The following is a 20,912-nucleotide window of genomic DNA, read 5'->3' as shown; positions in this document are numbered from 1 at the left end:
CGGCGCCCCGCACACCGCGCCATACGGCTCGCCGCCGTCAGGTCACCGGCGCCTTCGCCCGCAGAACCGTCAGGAACTCCCTCATCCAGGCCGAGTGGTCGGGCCAGGCGCGGGACGAGACCAGGGTGCCGTCGACGACCGCCTCGGCGTCCTGGAAGGTGGCGCCGGCGGCCTGCATGTCCAGCTCCAGGGCGGGGTACGCCGTGACGCGGCGGCCGCTGAGGCTGTCGATCGCCGCGGTGAGCAGTGGGCCGTGGCAGATCTGGGCGACCGGCTTGTCGGAGTCGAAGAACGACTTGAGGATCTTGCGGAGCTCGGGGTCGTTGCGGAGGTACTCCGGGGCGCGGCCGCCGGGGATGACGACGGCGGCGTAGTCACCGGGGTCGACATCGGAGAAGGCGAGGTCGGCGGGCCAGGTGTAGCCGGGCTTCTCGGTGTAGGTGTCGAAGCCGGGTTCGAAGTCGTGGACGACGAACTGGAGCTTCTTGCGGGTGGGGGCCGCGATGTGGACGTCGTAGCCCTCCTCGCGGAGGCGCTGGTAGGGGTAGAGGACCTCCAGGGACTCCGCGGCGTCGCCGGTGACGATGAGGATCTTCGCTGTCATGTCGGGTGCGCTCCTCTGGTGGGCCGTGGTCCGCGGCTCCGTCGGGCTGACCGGTCTAGTGGCACCGTGCCTCGGGGCGGGGGTATTGCCAAGGGGCCGCGCGGCAGGTGAGGGCAACGCCCACCGCCTATCACCCCGGGCCTCGCCCACGGGCCACAGTCGACGGCTGTTTTCGGACACGGGCGCCCGCGGCTGGCCTGTGTCCGGCCCGTCCTCATCGGTGCAGGCGCCACCGCGGCCCGGCACTCCAGCCCCCTCCAGCCTCCCTCTCTGTACCCGACACCGCCAGTTACGCCCTCCCCACCCCGTTTGCCCCTGTGCAGAACGTCAAAGTTCCACCCCTGGTTTTGTACACATACGGCTCATGACGGAGGCCCTGTAAGGAGCGATAGCCTTAGTGGCGTGATCAGCGCGATAGCTCGCGGGGGCACTGTTGCCCCTGCCCTGCGCCCGGAGACCACGGACGACATCCGTGACCGGGCGGCGGTCGCTGGTCTTCGCGGGCGGGAGGGAGCCGAAAGGGCTCCCGGTAAGCCATGCGCACCGTGGGACCGGGCGTCGCAGAGAGCAGCGTCACACCCCGCGGGCAGCTCAAGATTGGCTCATATAACCCCGCTCATCCCACCTCGCGGCATAGCGTCGAACCAGACCGGACACCCCGCGTCGCGGCGTTACACCGGAGGGGAAGACACCGTACTTCCTTCAACGTCACGCAACGGCGCGCGACAGGAGCCAGAGGACAATGCAGACCAAGCTGGACGAAGCCAAGGCCGAGCTGCTCGAGAGGGCCGCCCGGGTAGCTGAGAACAGCCCGGTCGGGGGGTATCTACCGACTGGGACCACGGACGAGAGCAGCCCCGGCACCCCGGACCACGACACCGTGCTCTCGTTCCTCCAGCGCTACTACCTGCACACCGCCCCGGAGGACCTCAGCGACCGCGACCCGGTCGACATCTTCGGAGCCGCCTTCTCCCACTACCGGCTGGCCGAGAACCGCCCCCAGGGCACGGCCAACGTGCGGGTGCACACGCCCACCGTGGAAGAGAACGGCTGGACGTGCAGCCACTCCGTCGTCGAGGTCGTCACCGACGACATGCCCTTCCTCGTCGACTCCGTCACCAACGAGCTGACGCGGCAGGGGCGGGGGATCCATGTGGTCATCCACCCCCAGGTCTTCGTCCGCCGCGACCTCACCGGCAAGCTCATCGAGGTGCTCACCACGCCGCCCACCGGCGAGGTGCCGCACGACACGCACACCGAGTCCTGGATCCACGTCGAGATCGACCGTGAGACCGACCGCGGCGACCTGAAGCAGATCACCGCCGACCTGCTGCGCGTCCTGTCCGACGTCCGTGAGGCCGTCGAGGACTGGAGCAAGATGCGGGACCTGGCCCTGCGCATGGCCGACGAGCTGCCGCAGGAGCCTCACTCCGATCTGCGTGATCAGGAATTCGAGGAGGCCCGCGAGCTGCTGCGCTGGCTGGCCGACGACCACTTCACCTTCCTCGGCTACCGCGAGTACGAGCTGCGCGAGGACGACTCGCTGGCCGCCGTGCCGGGCACCGGCCTCGGCATCCTGCGCGCCGACCCGCAGCACTCCGAGACCGACAGCCACCCCGTCAGCCCCTCCTTCGAGCGGCTGCCCGCCGACGCCCGCGCCAAGGCCCGCGAGCACAAGCTCCTCATCCTCACCAAGGCCAACAGCCGGGCGACCGTGCACCGGCCGTCGTACCTCGACTACGTCGGCGTGAAGAAGTTCGACGAGAACGGCGAGGTCGTCGGTGAGCGCCGCTTCCTGGGCCTGTTCTCCTCCGCCGCCTACACCGAGTCCGTCCGCCGGGTGCCCGTCGTCCGGCGCAAGGTCGACGACGTGCTGCGGGTCGCCGGGTTCTCGCCCAACAGCCACGACGGGCGCGACCTGCTGCAGATCCTGGAGACGTACCCGCGCGACGAGCTCTTCCAGACCCCGGTCCCCGAGCTCCAGCGCATCGCGACCTCCGTCCTCTACCTCCAGGAGCGCCGCCGGCTGCGGCTCTACCTGCGTCAGGACGAGTACGGCCGCTACTACTCCGCCCTCGTCTACCTCCCCCGGGACCGCTACACCACCGGTGTGCGCCTGCGGATCATCGACATCCTGAAGGAGGAGCTCGACGGCACCAGCGTCGACTTCACCGCCTGGAACACCGAGTCGATCCTCTCCCGGCTGCACTTCGTCGTCCGCGTCCCGCAGGGCACCGAACTGCCGCAGCTGTCCGACGCCGACAAGGAGCGCATCGAGGCGCGTCTCGTCGAGGCCGCCCGCTCCTGGGCCGACGGCTTCGCGGACGCGCTGAACGCCGAACTCGGCGAGGAGCGCGCCGCCGAGCTGGCACGCCGCTACGGCAACGCCTTCCCCGAGGGCTACAAGGCCGACCACTCCCCGCGCTCGGCGGTCTCGGACCTGGTCCACATCGAACAGCTCACCGAGGAGAACAACTTCTCGCTGAGCCTGTACGAGCCGGTCGGCGCCGCCCCCGAGGAGCGCCGGTTCAAGATCTACCGCAAGGGCGCGGCCGTCTCCCTGTCCGCCGTCCTGCCGGTCCTGAGCCGGCTCGGCGTCGAGGTCGTGGACGAGCGGCCGTACGAACTGCGCTGCTCCGACCGCAGTGTCGCCTGGATCTACGACTTCGGTCTGCGGATGGCCCCGGCGGCGGGCGGCGGTGACTATCTCGGCGACGACGCGCGCGAGCGGTTCTCCGAGGCCTTCGCCGCCACCTGGACCGGCAAGGCGGAGAACGACGGCTTCAACGCCCTGGTCCTGGGCGCCGGGCTCACCTGGCGGCAGGCGATGGTGCTGCGGGCGTACGCGAAGTACCTGCGCCAGGCCGGTTCCACCTTCAGCCAGGACTACATGGAGGACACCCTCCGCAACAATGTCCACACCACCCGCCTGCTCGTCTCCCTGTTCGAGGCGCGGATGTCGCCGGACCGCCAGCGCGCGGGCCGGGAGATCGTGGACGCGCTGCTCGAAGAGGTCGACGCGGCGCTCGACCAGGTGGCGAGCCTCGACGAAGACCGGATCCTGCGGTCCTTCCTGACCGTCATCAAGGCGACGCTGCGGACGAACTTCTTCCAGGAGGCGGCGGGCGGTCACCCGCACGACTACGTCTCCATGAAGTTCGACCCGCAGGCCATCCCGGATCTGCCGGCGCCGCGACCGGCGTACGAGATCTGGGTCTACTCGCCGCGTGTCGAGGGCGTGCACCTGCGCTTCGGCAAGGTCGCGCGAGGCGGCCTGCGCTGGTCCGACCGGCGTGAGGACTTCCGCACCGAGATCCTTGGCCTGGTCAAGGCGCAGATGGTGAAGAACACCGTCATCGTGCCGGTCGGCGCCAAGGGCGGCTTCGTCGCCAAGCAGCTGCCGGACCCGAGCGTGGACCGGGACGCGTGGCTGGCCGAGGGCGTGGCGAGCTACAAGACCTTCATCTCGGCGCTGCTCGACATCACCGACAACATGGTGGCCGGCGACGTCGTGCCGCCCGCCGACGTCGTCCGGCACGACGAGGACGACACCTACCTCGTGGTCGCCGCCGACAAGGGCACCGCGACCTTCTCCGACATCGCCAACGGGGTCGCCGAGCAGTACAACTTCTGGCTCGGCGACGCCTTCGCCTCCGGCGGCTCGGCCGGCTACGACCACAAGGGCATGGGCATCACCGCCCGCGGCGCCTGGGAGTCCGTCAAGCGGCACTTCCGTGAGCTGGGCGTGGACACGCAGAGCGAGGACTTCACGGTCGTCGGCATCGGCGACATGTCCGGTGACGTGTTCGGCAACGGCATGCTGCTCAGCGAACACATCCGCCTGGTCGCCGCGTTCGACCACCGGCACATCTTCATCGACCCGACCCCGGACGCGGCCACCTCCTACGCCGAGCGCCGCCGCGTCTTCGAGCTGCCCCGCTCCAGCTGGGAGGACTACAACACCGACCTCATCTCGGCCGGTGGCGGTGTCTTCCCGCGCAGCGCCAAGGCCATCCCGGTCAACGCGCACATCCGCGAGGCCCTGGGCATCGAGGGCAAGGTCGCCAAGATGACCCCGGCCGACCTGATGAAGGCCATCCTCCAGTCACCGGTGGACCTGCTGTGGAACGGCGGCATCGGTACGTACGTCAAGGCGTCCACCGAGACGCACGCCGACGTCGGCGACAAGGCCAACGACGCCATCCGCGTCGACGGCGCCGACCTGCGGGTCAAGGTCGTCGGCGAGGGCGGCAACCTGGGGCTGACCCAGCTCGGCCGGATCGAGTTCGCGCGGCAGGGCGGCAAGATCAACACCGATGCCATCGACAACAGCGCGGGCGTGGACACCTCCGACCACGAGGTGAACATCAAGATCCTGCTCAACGGTCTGGTCTCCGAGGGCGACATGACCCTCAAGCAGCGCAACAAGCTGCTCGCCGAGATGACCGACGAGGTCGGCCGTCTCGTCCTGCGCAACAACTACGCGCAGAACACGGCGATCGCCAACGCCCTGGCCCAGTCCGGCGCCATGCTCCACGCCCAGCAGCGCTACATGAAGCACCTGGTCAGGGCGGGGCATCTGGACCGGGCGCTGGAGTTCCTGCCCACCGACCGCCAGATCCGCGAGCGTCTGAACGCCGACCATGGCCTGACCGGCCCGGAGACGGCCGTTCTGATGGCGTACACGAAGATCACGGTCGCCGAGGAGCTGCTGCACACCACGCTGCCGGACGATCCGTACCTGAGCACCCTGCTGCACGCGTACTTCCCGACCGAGCTGCGCGAGCAGTTCCCGGAGTACCTCGTCAGCCACCCGCTGCGCCGTGAGATCACCACGACCGTGCTGGTCAACGACACGGTCAACACGGGCGGTACGACGTATCTGCACCGGCTGCGCGAGGAGACCGGTGCCTCGCTGGAGGAGATCGTCCGGGCGCAGACCGTGGCCCGCGCGATCTTCCGCTCGGCCGAGGTGTGGGACGAGGTGGAGGCGCTCGACAACAAGGTCGAGGCCGGCGTCCAGACCCGGATCCGGCTGCACTCGCGCCGCCTCGTCGAGCGAGGTACGCGCTGGCTGCTCAACAACCGGCCGCAGCCGCTCCAGCTCGCCGACACGATCGACTTCTTCGCCGAGCGCGTCGGGCAGGTGTGGTCGCAGCTGCCGAAGCTGCTGCGTGGCGAGGATCTGGAGTGGTACCAGCGGATCCACGACGAGCTGACCGGCGTCGGCGTCCCCGTCGAGCTCGCCACGCGGGTCGCCGGGTTCTCCTCCGCCTTCCCGACGCTCGACATCGTCTCGGTGGCCGACCGCATGGGCAAGGACCCGATGGACGTCGCCGAGGTCTACTACGACCTCGCCGACCGGCTGAACATCACCCAGCTCATGGACCGCATCATCGAGCTGCCGCGCGCCGACCGCTGGCAGTCCATGGCCCGCGCCTCCATCCGCGAGGACCTCTACGCCGCCCACGCGGCCCTGACCGCCGACGTCCTGGCGGCCGGCAACGGCACGGCGACGCCCGAGCAGCGATTCAAGTCATGGGAGCAGAAGAACGGCGCGATCCTGGGCCGTGCGCGCACGACCCTGGAGGAGATCCGCGGGTCGGACGCCTTCGACCTGGCGAACCTGTCGGTGGCGATGCGCACGATGCGCACGCTGCTGCGGACGCACACATGAGCGGTGTGATGCCGTAAGGCGTACGCGCGTGAGGGCGCCCCGGGCTGTCACAGCCCGGGGCGCCCTCATGTAAGGGGACCGTCGCCCACGAACGTATGAAGGACCGCCGCCTACGAAGGAACCGGCGCGGGCTTGGGCTTCGGCTTGGCCGCCTTGTCGCCCGTGAACGCCTCGTACTCCTTGAGGACCTCGTCCGTCGGCCCGTCCATGCGCAGCTCGCCGCGCTCCAGCCACAGGACGCGGTCGCAGGTGTCGCGGATCGACTTGTTGTTGTGGCTGACCAGGAACACCGTGCCCGCGTGCTTGCGCAGCTCGCGGATCCGGGCCTCGGAACGCTTCTGGAAGGAGCGGTCGCCCGTCGCCAGCGCCTCGTCGATGAGCAGGACGTCGTGGTCCTTGGCGGCGGCGATGGAGAAGCGCAGACGGGCGGCCATGCCGGAGGAGTAGGTGCGCATGGGCAGGGTGATGAAGTCGCCCTTCTCGTTGATGCCGGAGAAGTCGACGATCTCCTGGTAGCGCTCCTTGACCTGCTCGCGGGTCATGCCCATCGCGAGGCCGCCGAGGTAGACGTTGCGTTCGCCGGTGAGGTCGTTCATCAGGGCCGCGTTGACGCCGAGGAGGGAGGGCTGGCCGTCGGTGTAGATCTGGCCGTTCTCCACCGGGAGCAGGCCCGCGACCGCCTTGAGCAGGGTCGACTTTCCGGAGCCGTTCGTGCCGATGAGGCCGATGGCCTCGCCCCTGTACGCCACGAAGGAGACCTTCTTGACGGCGTGCACCTTGCGCACGCCGGCCGCCTTCTCGGCCTTCTTGCCGCGCAGGATGCGGTTGAGGGCGGCGGTGGCGGAGCCGCGGCCGGCGCCCGTGCCGTTGACGCGGTAGACGATGTCGACGTTGTCGGCGACGACGGTGGGGACGTCGCCGGTGAGGTGCTGCGGGTTCGAGTGCTCAGCCACGGCCGTACGTCTCCTCAGCCTTCCAGAAGTAGATGAAGCCGCCGACCCCGGCCAGCAGGGCCCAGCCCGTCGCGATGGCCCACACGTGCGGCGGGAGCTGGCTCCCGTGGAAGCTGTCGATCAGCGCGAAGCGCATCAGGTCGATGTAGACGGCGGCAGGGTTGGCCTGAAGGAGCTCGGGCACCCAGGACGGCAGGCCCTTGTGGCCGCTCGTGACGTGGCTGATGCTGAACATCACGCCGGACGCGTACATCCAGGTGCGCAGCACGAACGGCATCAGCTGCGCGATGTCGGGAGTCTTGGCCCCCATGCGTGCCATGACCATCGCGACGCCCGCGTTGAAGGTGAACTGCAGGAACAGCGCCGGGATCACCAGCACCCAGGACGCGGCGACCGGAATGCCGAAGCAGAGCAGGATGACGAACAGGGCGGCCATCGAGAACAGCAGTTGCTGGAGCTGTTGCAGGGCGAAGGAGATCGGCAGCGCGGCGCGCGGGAAGTGCAGGGCGCGGACCAGGCCCAGGTTCCCCGAGATCGCGCGGGTGCCCGCCATGATCGAGCTCTGCGTGAACGTCCAGACGAACACGCCCGTCACCAGGAACGGGATGTAGTCCGGGACGCCGTGGCTGGTGCCCAGCAGCATGCCGAAGATGAAGTAGTACACCGCAGCGTTCAGCAACGGCGTCATGACCTGCCACACCTGGCCGAGCTTCGCCTGGCTGTACTGGGAGGTGAGCTTGGCGGTGGCGAAGGCGCTGATGAAGTGACGGCGCGCCCACAGCTGGCGGATGTACTCGGGCAGGGAGGGACGGGCACCGCTGACCGCGAGGCCGTGCCGGGCGGCGAGGGCCGCGAGGTCGTGGGCCTGGGGTGGGGCGGGGGCCGTAGGGGGCGGTGTGTGGAGGGCCTGGGTCACATCCGCTGCTTTCGCTCGGGGGGAGGGGGCCGCGGTGAAGGTGAGCGTGGTCCGGCGGTTCCTTACGCTTCTCTTCACGTTTTCTTACGTCGGGACGGGACCGTATCGTCGCAACGTGAGCGTAGGTCGAGCGGGCGTCGAAACGCAACCGTTTCGTCGTGACGTGACCGACGTAACGGCTGCGTGGGGACGGGACCGTATCGTCGTAACGCCCTATGCTGGTCCGCATGACGACGAACGCCGACCAGTCCCAGACGCGTCCGCGCCGCCGGACCCCGGCGGGGGCGGCCGTGCTCCGCGAGGACGTCACGGAGGCCATTCGGGCGGCCGTCTTCGAGGAACTGGCGGCCGTCGGCTACGCCCGCATGTCGATCGAGGGCATCGCCCGCCGCGCGGGCGTCGGCAAGACCGCGGTGTACCGGCGCTGGCGCTCCAAGCTGCACCTGGTGCTTGACGTGGTGTCGGCGGTCGCGGTGATGGGGCTGCCCACGCCGAACACGGGCTCGCTGGAGGGTGACCTGCGGATGCTGTACGAGGTGACCTCGCGCGCACTGCGGCACCCCGTCGTCTCGCAGATCATCCCCGACCTCCAGGCCGAGGCGGCCCGCAACCCCGAGATCGCCGAGGCGTTGCAGAAGGCGCTGGAGCAGGGGCAGGAGGGCGTCGCCAGCAAGATCCTGGTCGGCGCGGAGCAGCGCGGTGAGGTGCGTGCGGGCGTCGACGCGGAGCTGGCGCTCGACCTGATCTCGGGGCCGTTGTACTGGCGGATGGTGGTGGCCCGCACCCGGAAACTCCCCAAGGGCTATCTGGACGCCCTGGCCCGGACCACCACCCAGGCGCTCAAGGCGCTGTGAGCAAGGGCGGACCGCCGTGAGAGTCGTGATCGCCGAGGACAACGCCCTGCTGCGCGAGGGCCTCGTCCTCCTGCTGACGTCGGCCGGGCACGAGGTCGTGGCCGTCGCCGGCACCGGGCCCGAGATCCTGCCCGCGCTGCTGGCACACCGCCCCGACGCGGCCGTGCTCGACGTACGGATGCCGCCGGACTTCCGCGACGAGGGGCTGCGCGCCGCCCTCGCCGCGCGCAAGGAGCTGCCCGGCCTGCCGGTCCTGGTGCTCTCCCAGTACGTCGAGGAGTCGTACGCCGCCGAACTCCTCGCCGGCGGCGCGAGCGGCCTCGGCTATCTGCTCAAGGACCGGGTCGGCCGGGTGGACGAGTTCCTCGACGCCCTGGAGCGGGTCGCGGCCGGCGGCACGGCCCTCGACCCCGAGGTCGTCACCGAACTCCTGACCCGCCGCCCCGGCTCCCCCCTCGACGCCCTCACTCCGCGCGAGCGCGAGGTCCTGGCCCTCATGGCCGAGGGCCACGACAACGCGACCATCGCCAAGACCCTCGTCGTCACCGAACGCGCCGTCCACAAACACATTGGCAACGTCTTCCTCAAGCTCGGCCTGCCGCAGAGCGACAGCGGGCATCGGAGGGTGCTGGCGGTGCTGACGTATCTGAACAACTCGTAGGGAACGCGGAGCAGGTCAGCCGCTGAGTCGCCGCGCGAGCTCGGCCAGGTCCTGCGCCCGCAGTACGCGTGACCCGAATCCGGGCAGCGGTACGTGCACCGCTGCCGCCCACCGCTCCGGCACGGCCGCGATGCCGTACACCGCCCCGGCCAGCCCGCCGGTCACGGCGGCGACGGTGTCGGTGTCGCCGCCCAGGTCGATCGCGGCGCGTACGGCGTCCTCGTAGGAGGTGGTGGTGCGCAGGGCCCAGACGGCGGAGCCCAGACAGGGCCATACGGCGCCGTTGAATTCGGTGGCCCGGTCCGGGTGCCAGTCGGGGGCGAGGACGGTGGCGTAGCGGTCGCGGTGGTCCGGGTGGACGGCCTCGAGGGTGTCCGGAAGGGCGGTCAGGGGATCGCCGCCGGCCAGGGCCGCGCGGACCAGCTCGTGGAAGACGGCGGTGCCCTCCCAGGCCGCTCGGTCTCCGTGAGTGAGGGCGGCGAGCCGGCGGGCCGCGTCCATGGTGGTCGCGCGGCCGTGGCGGGCGAAGTGGACGGCGGAGGTGGCGGCCCGCATCAACGCGCCGTTGCCCGCCGCCCGTTGGCTCACCTGGAAGTGCAGCGCGGCCGCCATGTCCCACGGATCACCGCTGCTCAGCACCGCTTCCGTCTGGAGGCCGATGTCCTTCGGCTCGGCGGCCGCCCAACGCCGAAACCGCCGGAAGACGTCCGGGAGTTCGAGCCCGCCGCACTCCAGGAGCGACTCGCCCACGAGTACGGCCATCTGTGTGTCGTCGGTGGCCTCGCCAGGCTCCCAGCCCCCGCCCCCGCACATCTCGCCGCCCTTCCCCGGCTCCGGAAAACGAGCCGAGAAGGCGCCCTCGGGTCCGAACTCGAAGGGCGCGCCCAGCGCGTCACCGACGGCCGAGCCGATGACGGCGCCGAGGGCGCGCTCGCTGCGGAGGGGGCGGACGGGCTCGGTCACCCCGCGAGGCTACTTCAGCTCCGTGCCGCCCCAGGATGCAGCCGTACCCACCCCTCCCACGCCGACGCGATCATGTCGCGGACGTCGTGCTTGGCCTTCCAGTCCAGTTCGGTGGCGATGCGGTCGGCGGAGGCGACCACTCGGGCCGGGTCGCCGGGACGGCGGGGGCTGACGGTCGGGGGGCGGCCGTAGCCGGTGACGGCGTTGATGAGGTCGATCATCTCGCGGACCGAAACGCCTTCTCCCCGGCCGATGTTGAGCGTGAGGGCGTGGCCGGGCGAGGCCTGGAGGGCGCGGGCCGCGGCCACGTGGGCCTCCGCCAGGTCGACCACGTGGATGTAGTCGCGGATGCAGGTGCCGTCGGGGGTGGGGTAGTCGTCGCCGAAGATGCGCGGCGGCGCGTTCTCCGTCAGCTTCTCGAAGACCATGGGGACGAGATTGAAGACGCCGACGTCGGCGAGCTCGGGGGAGGCCGCGCCGGCCACGTTGAAGTAGCGGAGCGACGCCGTGGACAGGCCCGTCGCGCGGCCGGTCGCCCGCACCAGCCACTCGCCCGCGAGCTTGGTCTCGCCGTACGGAGACATCGGCGCGCACGGCGTCTCCTCCGTCACCAGGTCGACGTCCGGCATGCCGTACACCGCCGCGGAGGAGGAGAAGACGAAGGACCGTACGTTCGCCTTCGTCACGGCTTCCAGGAGGATGCGCAGGCCCTCGACGTTCTCCCGGTAGTAGTGCAAGGGCAGGTCCACCGACTCGCCGACCTGCTTCTTCGCGGCGAGATGGACGACACCGGTGATGCGGTGGGCCGCGATGGCGCGGGCGACCCGCTCACCGTCGAGGGTCGAGCCCACGACCAGTGGGACACCGTCGGGCACACGGTCGGCGAGGCCGGTGGAGAGGTCGTCGTAGACCACGGCGTACTCGCCCGCCTCGGTCATCGCCCGTACGACGTGCGCTCCGATGTAACCGGCGCCGCCGGTGATCAGCCAGGTCATGTGCGGCCGTCCCCTCGTCTGTGGCCTGTGGTCGGTCGAGATCAGTCTTCGTCAGTGACAGTGAAGCAGGCGGCGGAGTCTGTACGGCTGTACGAGTACTACGACTTGGCGGGCGCCCGCCACGGCGCGCCGGCGCAGTAAGGCGGCGCTCGCACGGGCGTGTGCCGTGACCTCGCCTTTCCGGTTCACTCCAGGCCGGCCCGGTCACGCACCCTGACCGGGCGCCTCCTGCAGTGCCGCCGCGTCGAGGGCAGCGGTGAGCTGGTCCAGTCGTTCCCGCAGCTCGCCGATCTCGTCCGCGCCGAAGCCCGTCGCCGTGGCGATCCGGCGCGGTACCTGCAACGCGCGCTCGCGCAGCGCGGTGCCCTCGTCCGTGAGCCGCACCTCCACCGAGCGCTCGTCCCGGGCGCTGCGCTCGCGGCGCACCAGGCCCGCCGCCTCCAGTCGCTTGAGCAGCGGGGACAGCGTGCCGGAGTCGAGGCGCAGGTGTTCGCCGAGCTTCTTCACGGGCAGGTCGCCGTGCTCCCACAGCACCAGCATCACCAGGTACTGCGGATACGTGAGTCCCAGGTCCTTCAGGACCACGCGGTAGACGCCGCCGAAGGCACGGGAGGCGGCGTGCAGGGAGAAGCAGATCTGCTGGTCGAGGCGGAGCCAGTCCGCCGTGGGCGTGGTCGTCATGGCTCCAGGGTAACTCGCGTCCGTCATTTAGTTGTGCGCAATTGAATTGTGTGCTCTACTTGTGGCCGTTCCGGTGGCCGCCAAGAGAGCCGGCGGAACGTGACTCGAGAGGGATGGTTTTCCATGGACGCGCTCTACACCGCTGTCGCCACCGCCACCCACGGCCGTGAGGGCCGCGCCGTCACCAACGACGGAAAGATCGACCTCGCGCTGGGCATCCCGGTGGAGATGGGCGGCAACGGGCAGGGCACCAACCCCGAGCAGCTGTTCGCCGCCGGGTACGCCGCCTGCTTCGGCAGCGCCCTCGGTCTCGTCGGCCGCCAGGCGAAGGTCGACGTCTCCGACGCCGCCGTCACCGCCGAGGTCGGCATAGGCAAGCAGGGCGAGGGCTTCGCCCTGGCCGTCACCCTCCGCATCGAGCTGCCCGACACCGTGGACGAGGAGACCGGCCGCAAGCTGGTCGAGCAGGCCCACCAGGTCTGCCCCTACTCCAACGCCACCCGCGGCAACATCGACGTCGACCTCGTCATCGAGTAACCCCACCCGGAACCCACGGTCACCCGATCCGCGCCAGCACCTCCCCCGTCTCCCGGCTCCACGCCACCACCACCGCCTCCTCCGGCACCCGCTTCCACCGCGTCAGCAGCAGCCAGCGCGCGTGGTAGCGCCGGGCGACGGCCGTGCGCTCGGCACGGGTCGACGCGGGGGAGAGGTAGGCGCGGACACCGGCCAGCCGCCGGGCCCGCTCCCGCTCGTCCAGGGCGGGATCGGGCCGGATCGGCGCGGCGAGGTTCGGCCCGTACCCGGGAATCGACCGAGGGGCGTCGTGCCCGTCGGCGATCACCACCTCGCCCTTCCCGACATACCGCGCGACCCAGGCGTACGAAGGCCGGCGCGACGGCTGTTCCAGCCCCACCGGATCCAGCGCACGCGGCACCACCGCCCCGCCCTGCACGGTGAGGAACCCGACGCAGGCCCCGGCCGCCGCGGCCCCGCCGAGCATCCGGCGCGCCCTGCCCCACGGCCGGGGCGCCGCCAGCTCCACCGCGAGAGCGAACTGCAGCGGCACCGGCGCGAGCCCGAGGATCCTGCCGTACGTGTAGTGGCCGCCGACCCAGCCGTACGCCACGACCAGGCAGTCGAGGCCGAACAGCAGCACCAGCGGATCCCGCCAGGTGCCCCGCCGCCACCGCAGCCACAGCGCAGGCAGCCCGAGCAGCGCCAGCCAGAACTGCCCGAAGAGCCGCTCGTACAGCCGCCGGTGGAACCCGTCCACGCTGTCGTCGCCGGCCAGCGCGAACACGTCGAAGTACGGCCAGGACCAGGCGAGCAGCACCGCAGTGCCCACCGTCACCCCCCACCGCAGCAGCACGGCGGCCCCCCACCCCCGCTGCCACCCCGCGACGAACGCCACCGCCCCCAGCGCCGCCGCCGGCGCGGTGAGCGGATGCACCAGCACGATCACCCCGTACAGCGCGCCCAGCCCCGCGTATCCGCCGAACCCCGGCAGCCCGCTCGGGCCGACGTATCGCACCGGGCGCTGCCCCCGGGCCCGCGCCCCCGTCAACGCCCAGGCCCAGAAGGTGAGCCCGATGGCGAAGGTCGAGGGGTGGCCGAGGTTGCCCGTCATCGACGTCAGGCCGAGGTACCCGCTCCCCCAGGCCCGCTCGGTCCCCCACAGCAGCGTCATCGCCCCCAGCGCGAGCACCGGCGCCCATGGCCTCGGCGTCAGCGTCCGCACGAGGCGGCCGATGCCGGTCAGCAGCACGACCAGGTTCAGCACACCGGCCAGCCGCACCACCTCCCAGCCGCCCAGTCCGGTCAGCCGGGCGAACACGCCCTGCGCGACGGCGTACGGGGAGTAGGAGGGGCTGCCCGCGCCCGGCAGGTCCGCCGTCGGATGGCGCGGGTGGAGCAGATCCGCCCTCAGACGCTCCACGACCGCCGCGTGCTGGCCCGCGTCGCAGCACAGCGGCACGGCCCAGTACGCCAGCAGCATCACCAGCAGGAACAGAAACCCGAAGACCTGGTACGGCGTCGGACGCGGGCCACGGCCGCCGCGCAGCGCGGTGGCACCGCGCACCGCCCTGAGGACGAGAGTGCTGACGGCCGCCTTTCCGACGTCGGCGTTCGTGTGGGTCTGGGGCATCAGCCGTATGTTCCCGATCTGGTCAACGGCATTGCCTCGCATCACCTCATCGAGTGAGCCTCAGCGGGCGCGACAGCGACCCGGCCGCCCGGCGGGACGCCAGTTGGGCGGCCGGGTCGGGGTGGGCCGTGACGTTGCGCCCCGTGACGGGTGCGTGGCCGCATCGACGTGCGGCTTCATGACGGTTCTCCCAGCGGAGCGCCGGGCACCGGGTGGCGCTTGTCCAGCGGTACGACGCAGGGGCGGCAGGTCTCGCCCAGCACCACATGGCGTACGACCCGCTCGGCGGCGCCGCCGTCGTCGTACCGGCAGAAGCGCTCGCGGAACGCCGCCCTCAGCTGGGCGGAACGCGAGCCGCGCCAGTGGCCGGTGGAGAAGATGTCGATCAGTTCGTCCTCGCCCCGCGAGACCGCGCCCGGCGGGAACGAGCGCAGATCGAAGTAGGTGCCCCGGGCCGCCTCGTAGGCCTCCCGGTCGTCGGCGTGGATGACGATCGGCCGGTCCAGGTTGGCGTAGTCGAACATGATCGACGAGTAGTCGGTGACCAGGGCGTCCGCGGCGAGGCACAGCGACTCGACGCTCGGGTGATCGGTGACGTCGATGACCCGGTCGGACGGGTCGTCGACGAGCGGGCCGCCGTGGCGGTGGTGGGCGCGGGCCAGGATGACGTGGCGCGGGCCCAGCCGGCGCTGGACGCGATGCAGGTCGAGGGTGGTGCGCTGGCTGCGGCGGTAGTCGCGGTGGGTGGGGGCGTAGAGGATCACGACCGAGCCCTCGGGGATGCCGAGCCGCTCGCGGATCCGCCTCACGTCGGCGGAAGTCGCCCGCTGGAAGACGTCGTTGCGCGGGCTGCCGTACTCCAGGGTCGTGTACTCGCCCGGATACACCCGCTCCCAGGTCAGGGTGGAGTGGCGGTTGGCGGACAGGACGTAGTCCCACCTGTCGACGTTGCCGAGGATCTCCTCGACGTCCCTCTCGCGCGCCGCCGCGGGACGTTCGCGCAGGTCCAGGCCCATGTGCTTGAGCGGGGTGCCCTGCCCGGTCCGCACCATGACCTGGCCGTGGCGTTTGATCAGACGGCGGTCGAAGTCGGTGTTGTGCACCAGGTACTTGGAGCGCGCGAGGGCCGTCCAGTAGGCGGCCGTGCCGGGGCGCAGCCGTCGGGTGTCCGCCGGGTGCCGCTCGCTCTCCGCGATCCAGGCCGTGCGGATGTGCGGGGCGTGTGCGCGGAACGCCCGCTCCAGGGCGCCCGGATGGCAGCCGTGGCCCCGGACGCCGTGCGCGGCGAAGACGGCGCGGTCGCCCCGCACGGGGAGGCAGCGCTGGAGGCGGTAGTGCAGCCGCAGGACGCCGGAGCGGAGGGACTTCAGCAGGCGGCCGGTGACCTTGGCGCTACGACGGATGAGGGCCGACGCCCACTGCAGGGCGTGGTAAGTGCGGTGCATACTCAGGCGGATCAGGGCGTAGTGGATGCGGGCGCGTGCCGGGACGGCGACGCCCGGGGCGTGGTGACGGCGGTAGTGGACGCGGGCCTTGCGCAGGAAGGCGGCGCGGCTGCGGCGCGGGAGGCGGTCGTGGCGGGCGAACACCACCACCAGGTGGTCGACCATCCGGCGGAACAACAGCGGGCGCCAGCGGGTGAGTTCGGGGTGGTCGGCGACATAGGCGAAGAGGCGGTCGTACTGCTCGAAGATGTCGAAGTGCTGCGGGCCGACCGTGCCGAGGAGGCCGCCCCGGCGCCGTTGCCGGTAGTGCACGCACACCTGGTCCAGGGTCGCGATCGACTCCGCCGTCATGAGGACCGGGTACGTCCAGGGCGTGTCCTCGTAGCAGCCGGACGGGAAGGCGAAGCCCTTCTCCTCGACGAACTCCCGCCGGTACGCCTTGTTCCAGGCGACCAGCAGCACCCGCAGCAACTGCGGACGGTCCGCCAGCCGGAAGGGGGCCGGGCCCTGTTCGGTGAGCCGCTCGGAGGCCTGGTTGCGGACCGTCTCACCGGTCCAGTGGATGCGCGCGTGGTCGTAGACCAGGACGTCCGGCTCGCCGGTCTCCTTCAGCCGGTCGGCGATCGCGTGCAGGGCGTCGGGGGCGAGGGCGTCGTCGCTGTCGAGGAAGATCAGGTAGTCGCCGGTGGCCTCGGCCATACCGGCGTTGCGGGCGGGTCCCAGGCCCCCGTTCTCGGTGAGGTGCACGGGGCGCACGCGAGGATCGCGGGCCGCGAACTCGTCGATGATCGCGCCGCACGCGTCCGGCGAGTGGTCGTCGACGGCGATCAGTTCGAGATCGGGGTACGACTGGGTGAGCACCGATTCCAGGCACTCGTGCAGATACGCCTGCACCTTGTACACGGGGACAATGACACTGAACCTGGGCAAGAGACTTCCACTGGGTCGGCCGGGGTGATGGCGGCGACAGCGCCTTGTCGGGAACGGCCAATGGAGTGACTTGGTTACGGTGCATAAGGCGTACGGGGGACGTTAAGTGAACGACTGGGGGCGAACCGATGTCGGTTCGCCCCCTCGGACATGTCGTGCCTGTCGCGCTACTTGACCGCGCCCGCCATCACGCCGGACACGAACTGCCGCTGGAACGCGAAGAACACGACCAGCGGGATCACCATGGAGATGAACGCGCCGGGCGCCAGGATGTCGATGTTGTTGCCGAACTGCCGTACCTGCGTCTGCAGGGCGACCGTGATCGGCTGGCTGTCGGCATCCGTGAAGATCAGCGCGACCAGCATGTCGTTCCACACCCACAGGAACTGGAAGATGCCGAGCGCGGCGATCGCCGGACCGCCCAGCGGCATCACGACGCGGAAGAACAGCCGCAGTTCACCGGCGCCGTCCAGCCGGGCCGCCTCCAGCAGCTCCCTCGGGATCTCCGCGAAGAAGTTGCGCAGCAGGAACACCGCGAACGGCAGCCCGAAGCCGACGTGGAAGAGGATCACGCCGATCAGGGACCCGAAGATGCCGATGTTCCCGAAGAGTTCCGCGATCGGGATCAGCGCCACCTGCACCGGCACGACCAGCAGACCGACCACGCCGAGGAACCACCAGTCGCGGCCCGGGAACTCCATCCACGCGAACGCGTACCCTGCGAGCGAGCCGATGACGACGACGAGGACCGTCGCCGGGACCGTGATCAGCACCGTGTTGAGGATCGAGTTGGTGATGTCGCTGTTGCCGAGCAGCTTGTCGTAGCTCTCGAAGGTGAGTTGGGAGGGCTTGCTGAAGACCTCCCACCAGCCGCTCGCGGTCATCTCGTCCGGCGGCCGGAGCGACGACAGCAGCAGTCCGATCGTCGGGACCAGCCAGAACAGGCCCACGACGATGAGGAACACCCGCACCAGCCCGCCGCTGACGAAGGAGGCGATCCGGCCGCCGAGGGACTGCTCGCCCTTGACGACGGTGAGCGGCTCGGGCGCCGCCTTGGTGAGCCTGCCGGCGTCCGCACTCATCGCCGCACCTCCCGCCTGAGTCGACGAACGCTACTGCTCATTTCCGGGGGATGGCCCCCGGACCCCCAGCAGATGGTCAGGTGCATGTTCATCGCCTGCCCTCCCGCCTGAGCCGACGGATGTTGAACCACATCACGGGAATGACCAAGAGCAGCAGGAACACAGAGATCGCGCTCGCGATGCCCGGCTGGTCCTCGGAGAAGCCCTTGCGGTACAGCTCCAGCGCCAGGACGTTCGCGTCGTCCTGGGAGGAGCCCGGGGCGATGATGAAGACCAGGTCGAAGATCTTCAGCACGTTGATCATCAGGGTGACGGTGACGACCGCGAGGACGGGCGCGAGCAGCGGCACCGTGACCCGGCGGAACACCTGCCACTCATTGGCGCCGTCGACCCGGGCCGCCTCCAGCAGATCGCGCGGGATGCCCGCGAGCCCGGCCGCGATCAGCACCATCGCGAATCCCGCCCACATCCAGATGTACGACCCGATGATGGACGGCGTGACGAGGGACGGGCCGAGCCAGTCCAGGCCGTTGTACGGCTCCTTGAAGTTGTCTCCCGGAAGCCTCAGCTGGGCCCCGTCCGCGGCGGCCGGCAGGGTGAACGTGCCGTCGTCGGCCGCCTTGGTGGAGGCCACGACCTTGCCGTCCTTGACGGCCTCGATCTTCATCCCGGGATAGCCCAGCTCGGCCGCGTCGACCCCGCCGAGGGTGCCGACGCCCTTGCCGCGGGTGAAGTCCTGCCAGGTGGTGCCGGTGACCTTGTCCGGCTCGGCCTTCGCCGCTACGGCCGTCTTGGCGCCGCCCGGCATCTGGTCGGGGGCGACACCGACCAGGGGCAGGGTGACCGGGGTACCGGCGCTGACGGTGGCCTTGGTGATGAAGGCGCCGCCCGGTGCCGATTCGAGCGGCGACTCGCGGCCCGGGTGGGCCTTGGGGAACGCGGACGCCTGCGCGAACGTGTCATGGACGCCCACCCACACCGCGTTCGCCACGCCCTTGTCCGGGTCCTGGTCGTAGACGAGCCGGAAGATGATGCCCGCCGCCAGCATCGAGATCGCCATCGGCATGAAGACGACCAGCTTGAACGCCGTGCCCCAGCGCACCCGTTCGGTCAGCACCGCGAATATCAGACCGAGCGCGGTGGCGACGGTCGGCGCGAACACCACCCAGATGACGTTGTTCTTCAAGGCGGTGCGGATGCCGTCGTCCGTGAACAGGGCCTGGTAGTTGTCGAACCCGGCGAAGCCGTCGCCGGACTGGTCGTAGAAGCTGCGGATCAGCGAGTACCCGATCGGGTACACCACGAGCGCGCCGAGCAGCACCAGAGCGGGCAGCAGGAAGAGCACCGCCGCCGTCCTGCGGGTGCCGGTCACGCTCTTGCGCGACTTGGGTGCGGCAGGGGGCGCGGTGCCCCCTGCCGCTTCCGCGGAGGCCATGGCGTCAGTTTCCGTACGCCGCGGCCGCGTCGGCCTCCAGCTTCTGCTGGGTGCCCGCGATGTCCTTCGGGTTCTTCAGGAAGTCCTGCAGCGCCTTCCACTCGCCCTTGCCAGGGGTGCCGCCGAAGGCCTGCGGGGCCTGGTCGGACATGTCGAAGCGGAAGTCGTCACCCGAGTCGATCAGGGCCTTGGCGATCTTTCGCTGCACCTCGTTCGGGTACGCGGAGTTCGCCACGTTCTTGTTCGGCGAGAGGTATCCGCCGAGCTTCGCCTGGATCGTCGCCGCGTCCGGGGAGGCGAGGAAGGTGGCCAGGGCCTGCGCGGCCTCGGAGTCCTGGAGGATGACGGCCGCGTCGCCGCCGGAGACGACCGGTGCGGTTTCACCGACGGACGGGAACGGGAACACCTTGGCGTCCGTGCCCACCGCCGCCTTCGCCTGCGTGATGTTGACCTGCGCGAAGTCGCCCTCGTAGACCATGGCGGCCTTCGGCTGGTCGCCGCCGGTGAAGACCTGTGTGACCGAGGCCGGGAAGTCCGTCTGGAGGGCGCCGGACGCGCCGCCCGCCACGTAGTCCTTCTTGCCCCACACCTGGGCGAGCGTGGTGAGCGCGTCCTTCACGGACGCGTCGGTCCACTTGATCTCGTGCTTGGCCAACTGGTCGTACTTCTGCGGACCCGCCTGGGAGAGGTAGATGTTCTCGAACCAGTCGGTGAGGGTCCAGCCCTCCGCGCCGCCCACGGAGAACGGCGTGACACCGGAGTCGTAGACCGTCTGGGCGGTGGTGAGCAGCTCGTCCCACGTCTTGGGCTCGGTGGCCCCCGCGTTCTCGAAGACCTGCGCGTTGTACCAGATCAGGGACTTGTTGGCGGCCTTGTAGTAGACGCCGTACTGCTTGTTGTCGACCTTGCCGATGTCCTGCCAGCCCGCCGAGTAGTTCTCCTGCAACTCCTTGACCGTGTCCGCGCCGAGGGGCTTGGCCCACTTCTTCTCGACGGCCTGCTTGATCGCGCCGGGCTGCGGGAGCATCGCGATGTCCGGCGGCTGGCCGCCCGCGACCTTGGAACCGAGGAAGTTGATGATCGGGTCCTGCGCGGGCACGAAGGTGACCTTGGCACCGGTGCGCTTCTCGAACTCCGCGAGGACCTTCTTGAAGTTCTCCTGCTCGGCACCGGTCCATACGGCGGCGACCTCGAGGGTCTCGCCGTTCAGCTTGGGAAGGGTGACGGTGCTCGCGGTCTCCTGGCCGGATCCGCCCTGTTCGTTGCCGCTGTCGTCGTCGCCACCGCACGCGGTGAGTGAGAGTGCGAGGGCGCCCGCGAATACGGCCGCCGCGGTCCTTGCGGCCCTGCTCGTCCGGTTCTTGCTGCTCGTGCTGCGCATCACTGCCCCGTTCTTCGTGCCTCGTCGAACGTTCGAGCGCTGTCCCGTGCGATCTGGTCTACGCCTTGCCATGGGGGGCGGCAAGACCGCGTCCGGTGTCAAGCGGGGGATCGTGATGGCCTCGTGACCAGGGAGCACGCGACGCGCTCTTCCAGGCTGGCCTCTCGACCGAGCCCCGTCCCGGCA

Annotated in this window: 15 protein-coding genes; 4 read left to right on the top strand and 11 right to left on the bottom strand. The window is 70.3% G+C overall.

Going from position 1 to position 20,912, the window contains the following annotated elements; translation table 11 throughout:
• Positions 1 to 37 precede the first annotated feature (37 nt).
• On the bottom strand, positions 38 to 604 hold the full coding sequence (locus ACFQ6S_RS39140; protein WP_383420224.1) for a DJ-1/PfpI family protein: 567 nt from the start codon (positions 602 to 604) through the stop codon (positions 38 to 40).
• Between the two features lie 742 nt (positions 605 to 1,346).
• Here ACFQ6S_RS39140 and ACFQ6S_RS39135 point away from each other — a divergent pair.
• Positions 1,347 to 6,281 (top strand): NAD-glutamate dehydrogenase, encoded by a 4,935-nt coding sequence (locus ACFQ6S_RS39135; protein ID WP_383420222.1) that lies wholly within the window; start codon positions 1,347 to 1,349, stop codon positions 6,279 to 6,281.
• A 110-nt stretch (positions 6,282 to 6,391) separates the two neighbouring features.
• Here the strand turns inward: ACFQ6S_RS39135 and ACFQ6S_RS39130 are convergent, their stop codons facing one another.
• Together ACFQ6S_RS39130 and ACFQ6S_RS39125 are read right to left on the bottom strand one after the other, a co-directional pair.
• Positions 6,392 to 7,234, bottom strand: a complete 843-nt coding sequence (locus ACFQ6S_RS39130; protein WP_383420220.1) for an ABC transporter ATP-binding protein — start codon at positions 7,232 to 7,234, stop codon at positions 6,392 to 6,394.
• Positions 7,227 to 8,150, bottom strand: coding sequence for an ABC transporter permease (locus tag ACFQ6S_RS39125; RefSeq protein ID WP_383420218.1), 924 nt, complete (start codon positions 8,148 to 8,150; stop codon positions 7,227 to 7,229). The genes ACFQ6S_RS39130 and ACFQ6S_RS39125 overlap by 8 nt, the downstream gene beginning before the upstream one ends.
• Positions 8,151 to 8,365: 215 nt before the next feature.
• Between ACFQ6S_RS39125 and ACFQ6S_RS39120 the strand changes: the two genes are divergently transcribed.
• Both ACFQ6S_RS39120 and ACFQ6S_RS39115 read left to right on the top strand, forming a co-directional pair.
• Positions 8,366 to 9,004, top strand: a complete 639-nt coding sequence (locus tag ACFQ6S_RS39120; protein WP_383420216.1) for a TetR/AcrR family transcriptional regulator — start codon at positions 8,366 to 8,368, stop codon at positions 9,002 to 9,004.
• Positions 9,005 to 9,020: 16 nt separating this feature from the next.
• The gene (locus tag ACFQ6S_RS39115) at positions 9,021 to 9,665 is read left to right on the top strand and encodes a response regulator (protein WP_383420214.1); all 645 of its coding nucleotides are present in this window, start codon (positions 9,021 to 9,023) and stop codon (positions 9,663 to 9,665) included.
• Between the two features lie 15 nt (positions 9,666 to 9,680).
• On the opposite strand, the gene ACFQ6S_RS39110 is transcribed toward ACFQ6S_RS39115, so the two are convergent.
• From ACFQ6S_RS39110 to ACFQ6S_RS39100, 3 genes are all read right to left on the bottom strand, one after another.
• Entirely contained in the window at positions 9,681 to 10,628 is a 948-nt protein-coding gene (locus ACFQ6S_RS39110; RefSeq protein ID WP_383420212.1) for an ADP-ribosylglycohydrolase family protein, read from the bottom strand.
• Positions 10,629 to 10,642: 14 nt separating this feature from the next.
• Positions 10,643 to 11,623 carry a UDP-glucose 4-epimerase GalE gene (galE, locus tag ACFQ6S_RS39105; RefSeq protein WP_383420210.1) on the bottom strand — a complete coding sequence of 327 codons (981 nt, stop codon included), beginning with the start codon at positions 11,621 to 11,623 and terminating at the stop codon, positions 10,643 to 10,645.
• A 204-nt stretch (positions 11,624 to 11,827) separates the two neighbouring features.
• Positions 11,828 to 12,304, bottom strand: a complete 477-nt coding sequence (locus tag ACFQ6S_RS39100) for a MarR family winged helix-turn-helix transcriptional regulator (RefSeq protein ID WP_383420208.1) — start codon at positions 12,302 to 12,304, stop codon at positions 11,828 to 11,830.
• 123 nt (positions 12,305 to 12,427) lie between these two features.
• On the opposite strand from ACFQ6S_RS39100, the gene ACFQ6S_RS39095 reads away from it, so the two are divergent.
• Positions 12,428 to 12,841 carry an organic hydroperoxide resistance protein gene (locus tag ACFQ6S_RS39095; RefSeq protein WP_383420206.1) on the top strand — a complete coding sequence of 138 codons (414 nt, stop codon included), beginning with the start codon at positions 12,428 to 12,430 and terminating at the stop codon, positions 12,839 to 12,841.
• Positions 12,842 to 12,860: 19 nt separating this feature from the next.
• Here ACFQ6S_RS39095 and ACFQ6S_RS39090 read toward each other — a convergent pair whose 3' ends face one another.
• From ACFQ6S_RS39090 to ACFQ6S_RS39070, 5 genes are all read right to left on the bottom strand, one after another.
• Positions 12,861 to 14,453: a hypothetical protein gene (locus ACFQ6S_RS39090; RefSeq protein ID WP_383420204.1), complete on the bottom strand. Its 1,593-nt coding sequence runs from the start codon at positions 14,451 to 14,453 to the stop codon at positions 12,861 to 12,863.
• A gap of 176 nt (positions 14,454 to 14,629) precedes the next feature.
• On the bottom strand, positions 14,630 to 16,828 hold the full coding sequence (locus tag ACFQ6S_RS39085; RefSeq protein WP_383420202.1) for a CDP-glycerol glycerophosphotransferase family protein: 2,199 nt from the start codon (positions 16,826 to 16,828) through the stop codon (positions 14,630 to 14,632).
• A gap of 167 nt (positions 16,829 to 16,995) precedes the next feature.
• Positions 16,996 to 17,910, bottom strand: a complete 915-nt coding sequence (locus tag ACFQ6S_RS39080; RefSeq protein WP_383420200.1) for a carbohydrate ABC transporter permease — start codon at positions 17,908 to 17,910, stop codon at positions 16,996 to 16,998.
• A gap of 88 nt (positions 17,911 to 17,998) precedes the next feature.
• The gene (locus tag ACFQ6S_RS39075) at positions 17,999 to 19,345 is read right to left on the bottom strand and encodes a carbohydrate ABC transporter permease (RefSeq protein ID WP_383420198.1); all 1,347 of its coding nucleotides are present in this window, start codon (positions 19,343 to 19,345) and stop codon (positions 17,999 to 18,001) included.
• Between the two features lie 4 nt (positions 19,346 to 19,349).
• Positions 19,350 to 20,726 carry an ABC transporter substrate-binding protein gene (locus ACFQ6S_RS39070; RefSeq protein ID WP_383420196.1) on the bottom strand — a complete coding sequence of 459 codons (1,377 nt, stop codon included), beginning with the start codon at positions 20,724 to 20,726 and terminating at the stop codon, positions 19,350 to 19,352.
• Positions 20,727 to 20,912: the final 186 nt, after the last annotated feature.

It is taken from the genome of Streptomyces sp. NPDC056479 (assembly GCF_042795335.1).
Classification (GTDB): domain Bacteria; phylum Actinomycetota; class Actinomycetes; order Streptomycetales; family Streptomycetaceae; genus Streptomyces.
This window is presented reverse-complemented; position numbering and strand designations above follow the sequence as displayed.

What these genes read in the sequence shown, in the direction of transcription:
- ACFQ6S_RS39140 (WP_383420224.1), bottom strand. Translation starts at nt 604, where the DNA reads ATGACAGCGAAGATCCTCATCGTCACCGGCGACGCCGCGGAGTCCCTG.
- ACFQ6S_RS39135 (WP_383420222.1), top strand. Translation starts at nt 1,347, where the DNA reads ATGCAGACCAAGCTGGACGAAGCCAAGGCCGAGCTGCTCGAGAGGGCC.
- ACFQ6S_RS39120 (WP_383420216.1), top strand. Translation starts at nt 8,366, where the DNA reads ATGCTGGTCCGCATGACGACGAACGCCGACCAGTCCCAGACGCGTCCG.
- galE (WP_383420210.1), bottom strand. Translation starts at nt 11,623, where the DNA reads ATGACCTGGCTGATCACCGGCGGCGCCGGTTACATCGGAGCGCACGTC.
- ACFQ6S_RS39100 (WP_383420208.1), bottom strand. Translation starts at nt 12,304, where the DNA reads ATGACGACCACGCCCACGGCGGACTGGCTCCGCCTCGACCAGCAGATC.
- ACFQ6S_RS39095 (WP_383420206.1), top strand. Translation starts at nt 12,428, where the DNA reads ATGGACGCGCTCTACACCGCTGTCGCCACCGCCACCCACGGCCGTGAG.
- ACFQ6S_RS39090 (WP_383420204.1), bottom strand. Translation starts at nt 14,453, where the DNA reads ATGCCCCAGACCCACACGAACGCCGACGTCGGAAAGGCGGCCGTCAGC.
- ACFQ6S_RS39080 (WP_383420200.1), bottom strand. Translation starts at nt 17,910, where the DNA reads ATGAGTGCGGACGCCGGCAGGCTCACCAAGGCGGCGCCCGAGCCGCTC.
- ACFQ6S_RS39075 (WP_383420198.1), bottom strand. Translation starts at nt 19,345, where the DNA reads ATGGCCTCCGCGGAAGCGGCAGGGGGCACCGCGCCCCCTGCCGCACCC.
- ACFQ6S_RS39070 (WP_383420196.1), bottom strand. Translation starts at nt 20,726, where the DNA reads ATGCGCAGCACGAGCAGCAAGAACCGGACGAGCAGGGCCGCAAGGACC.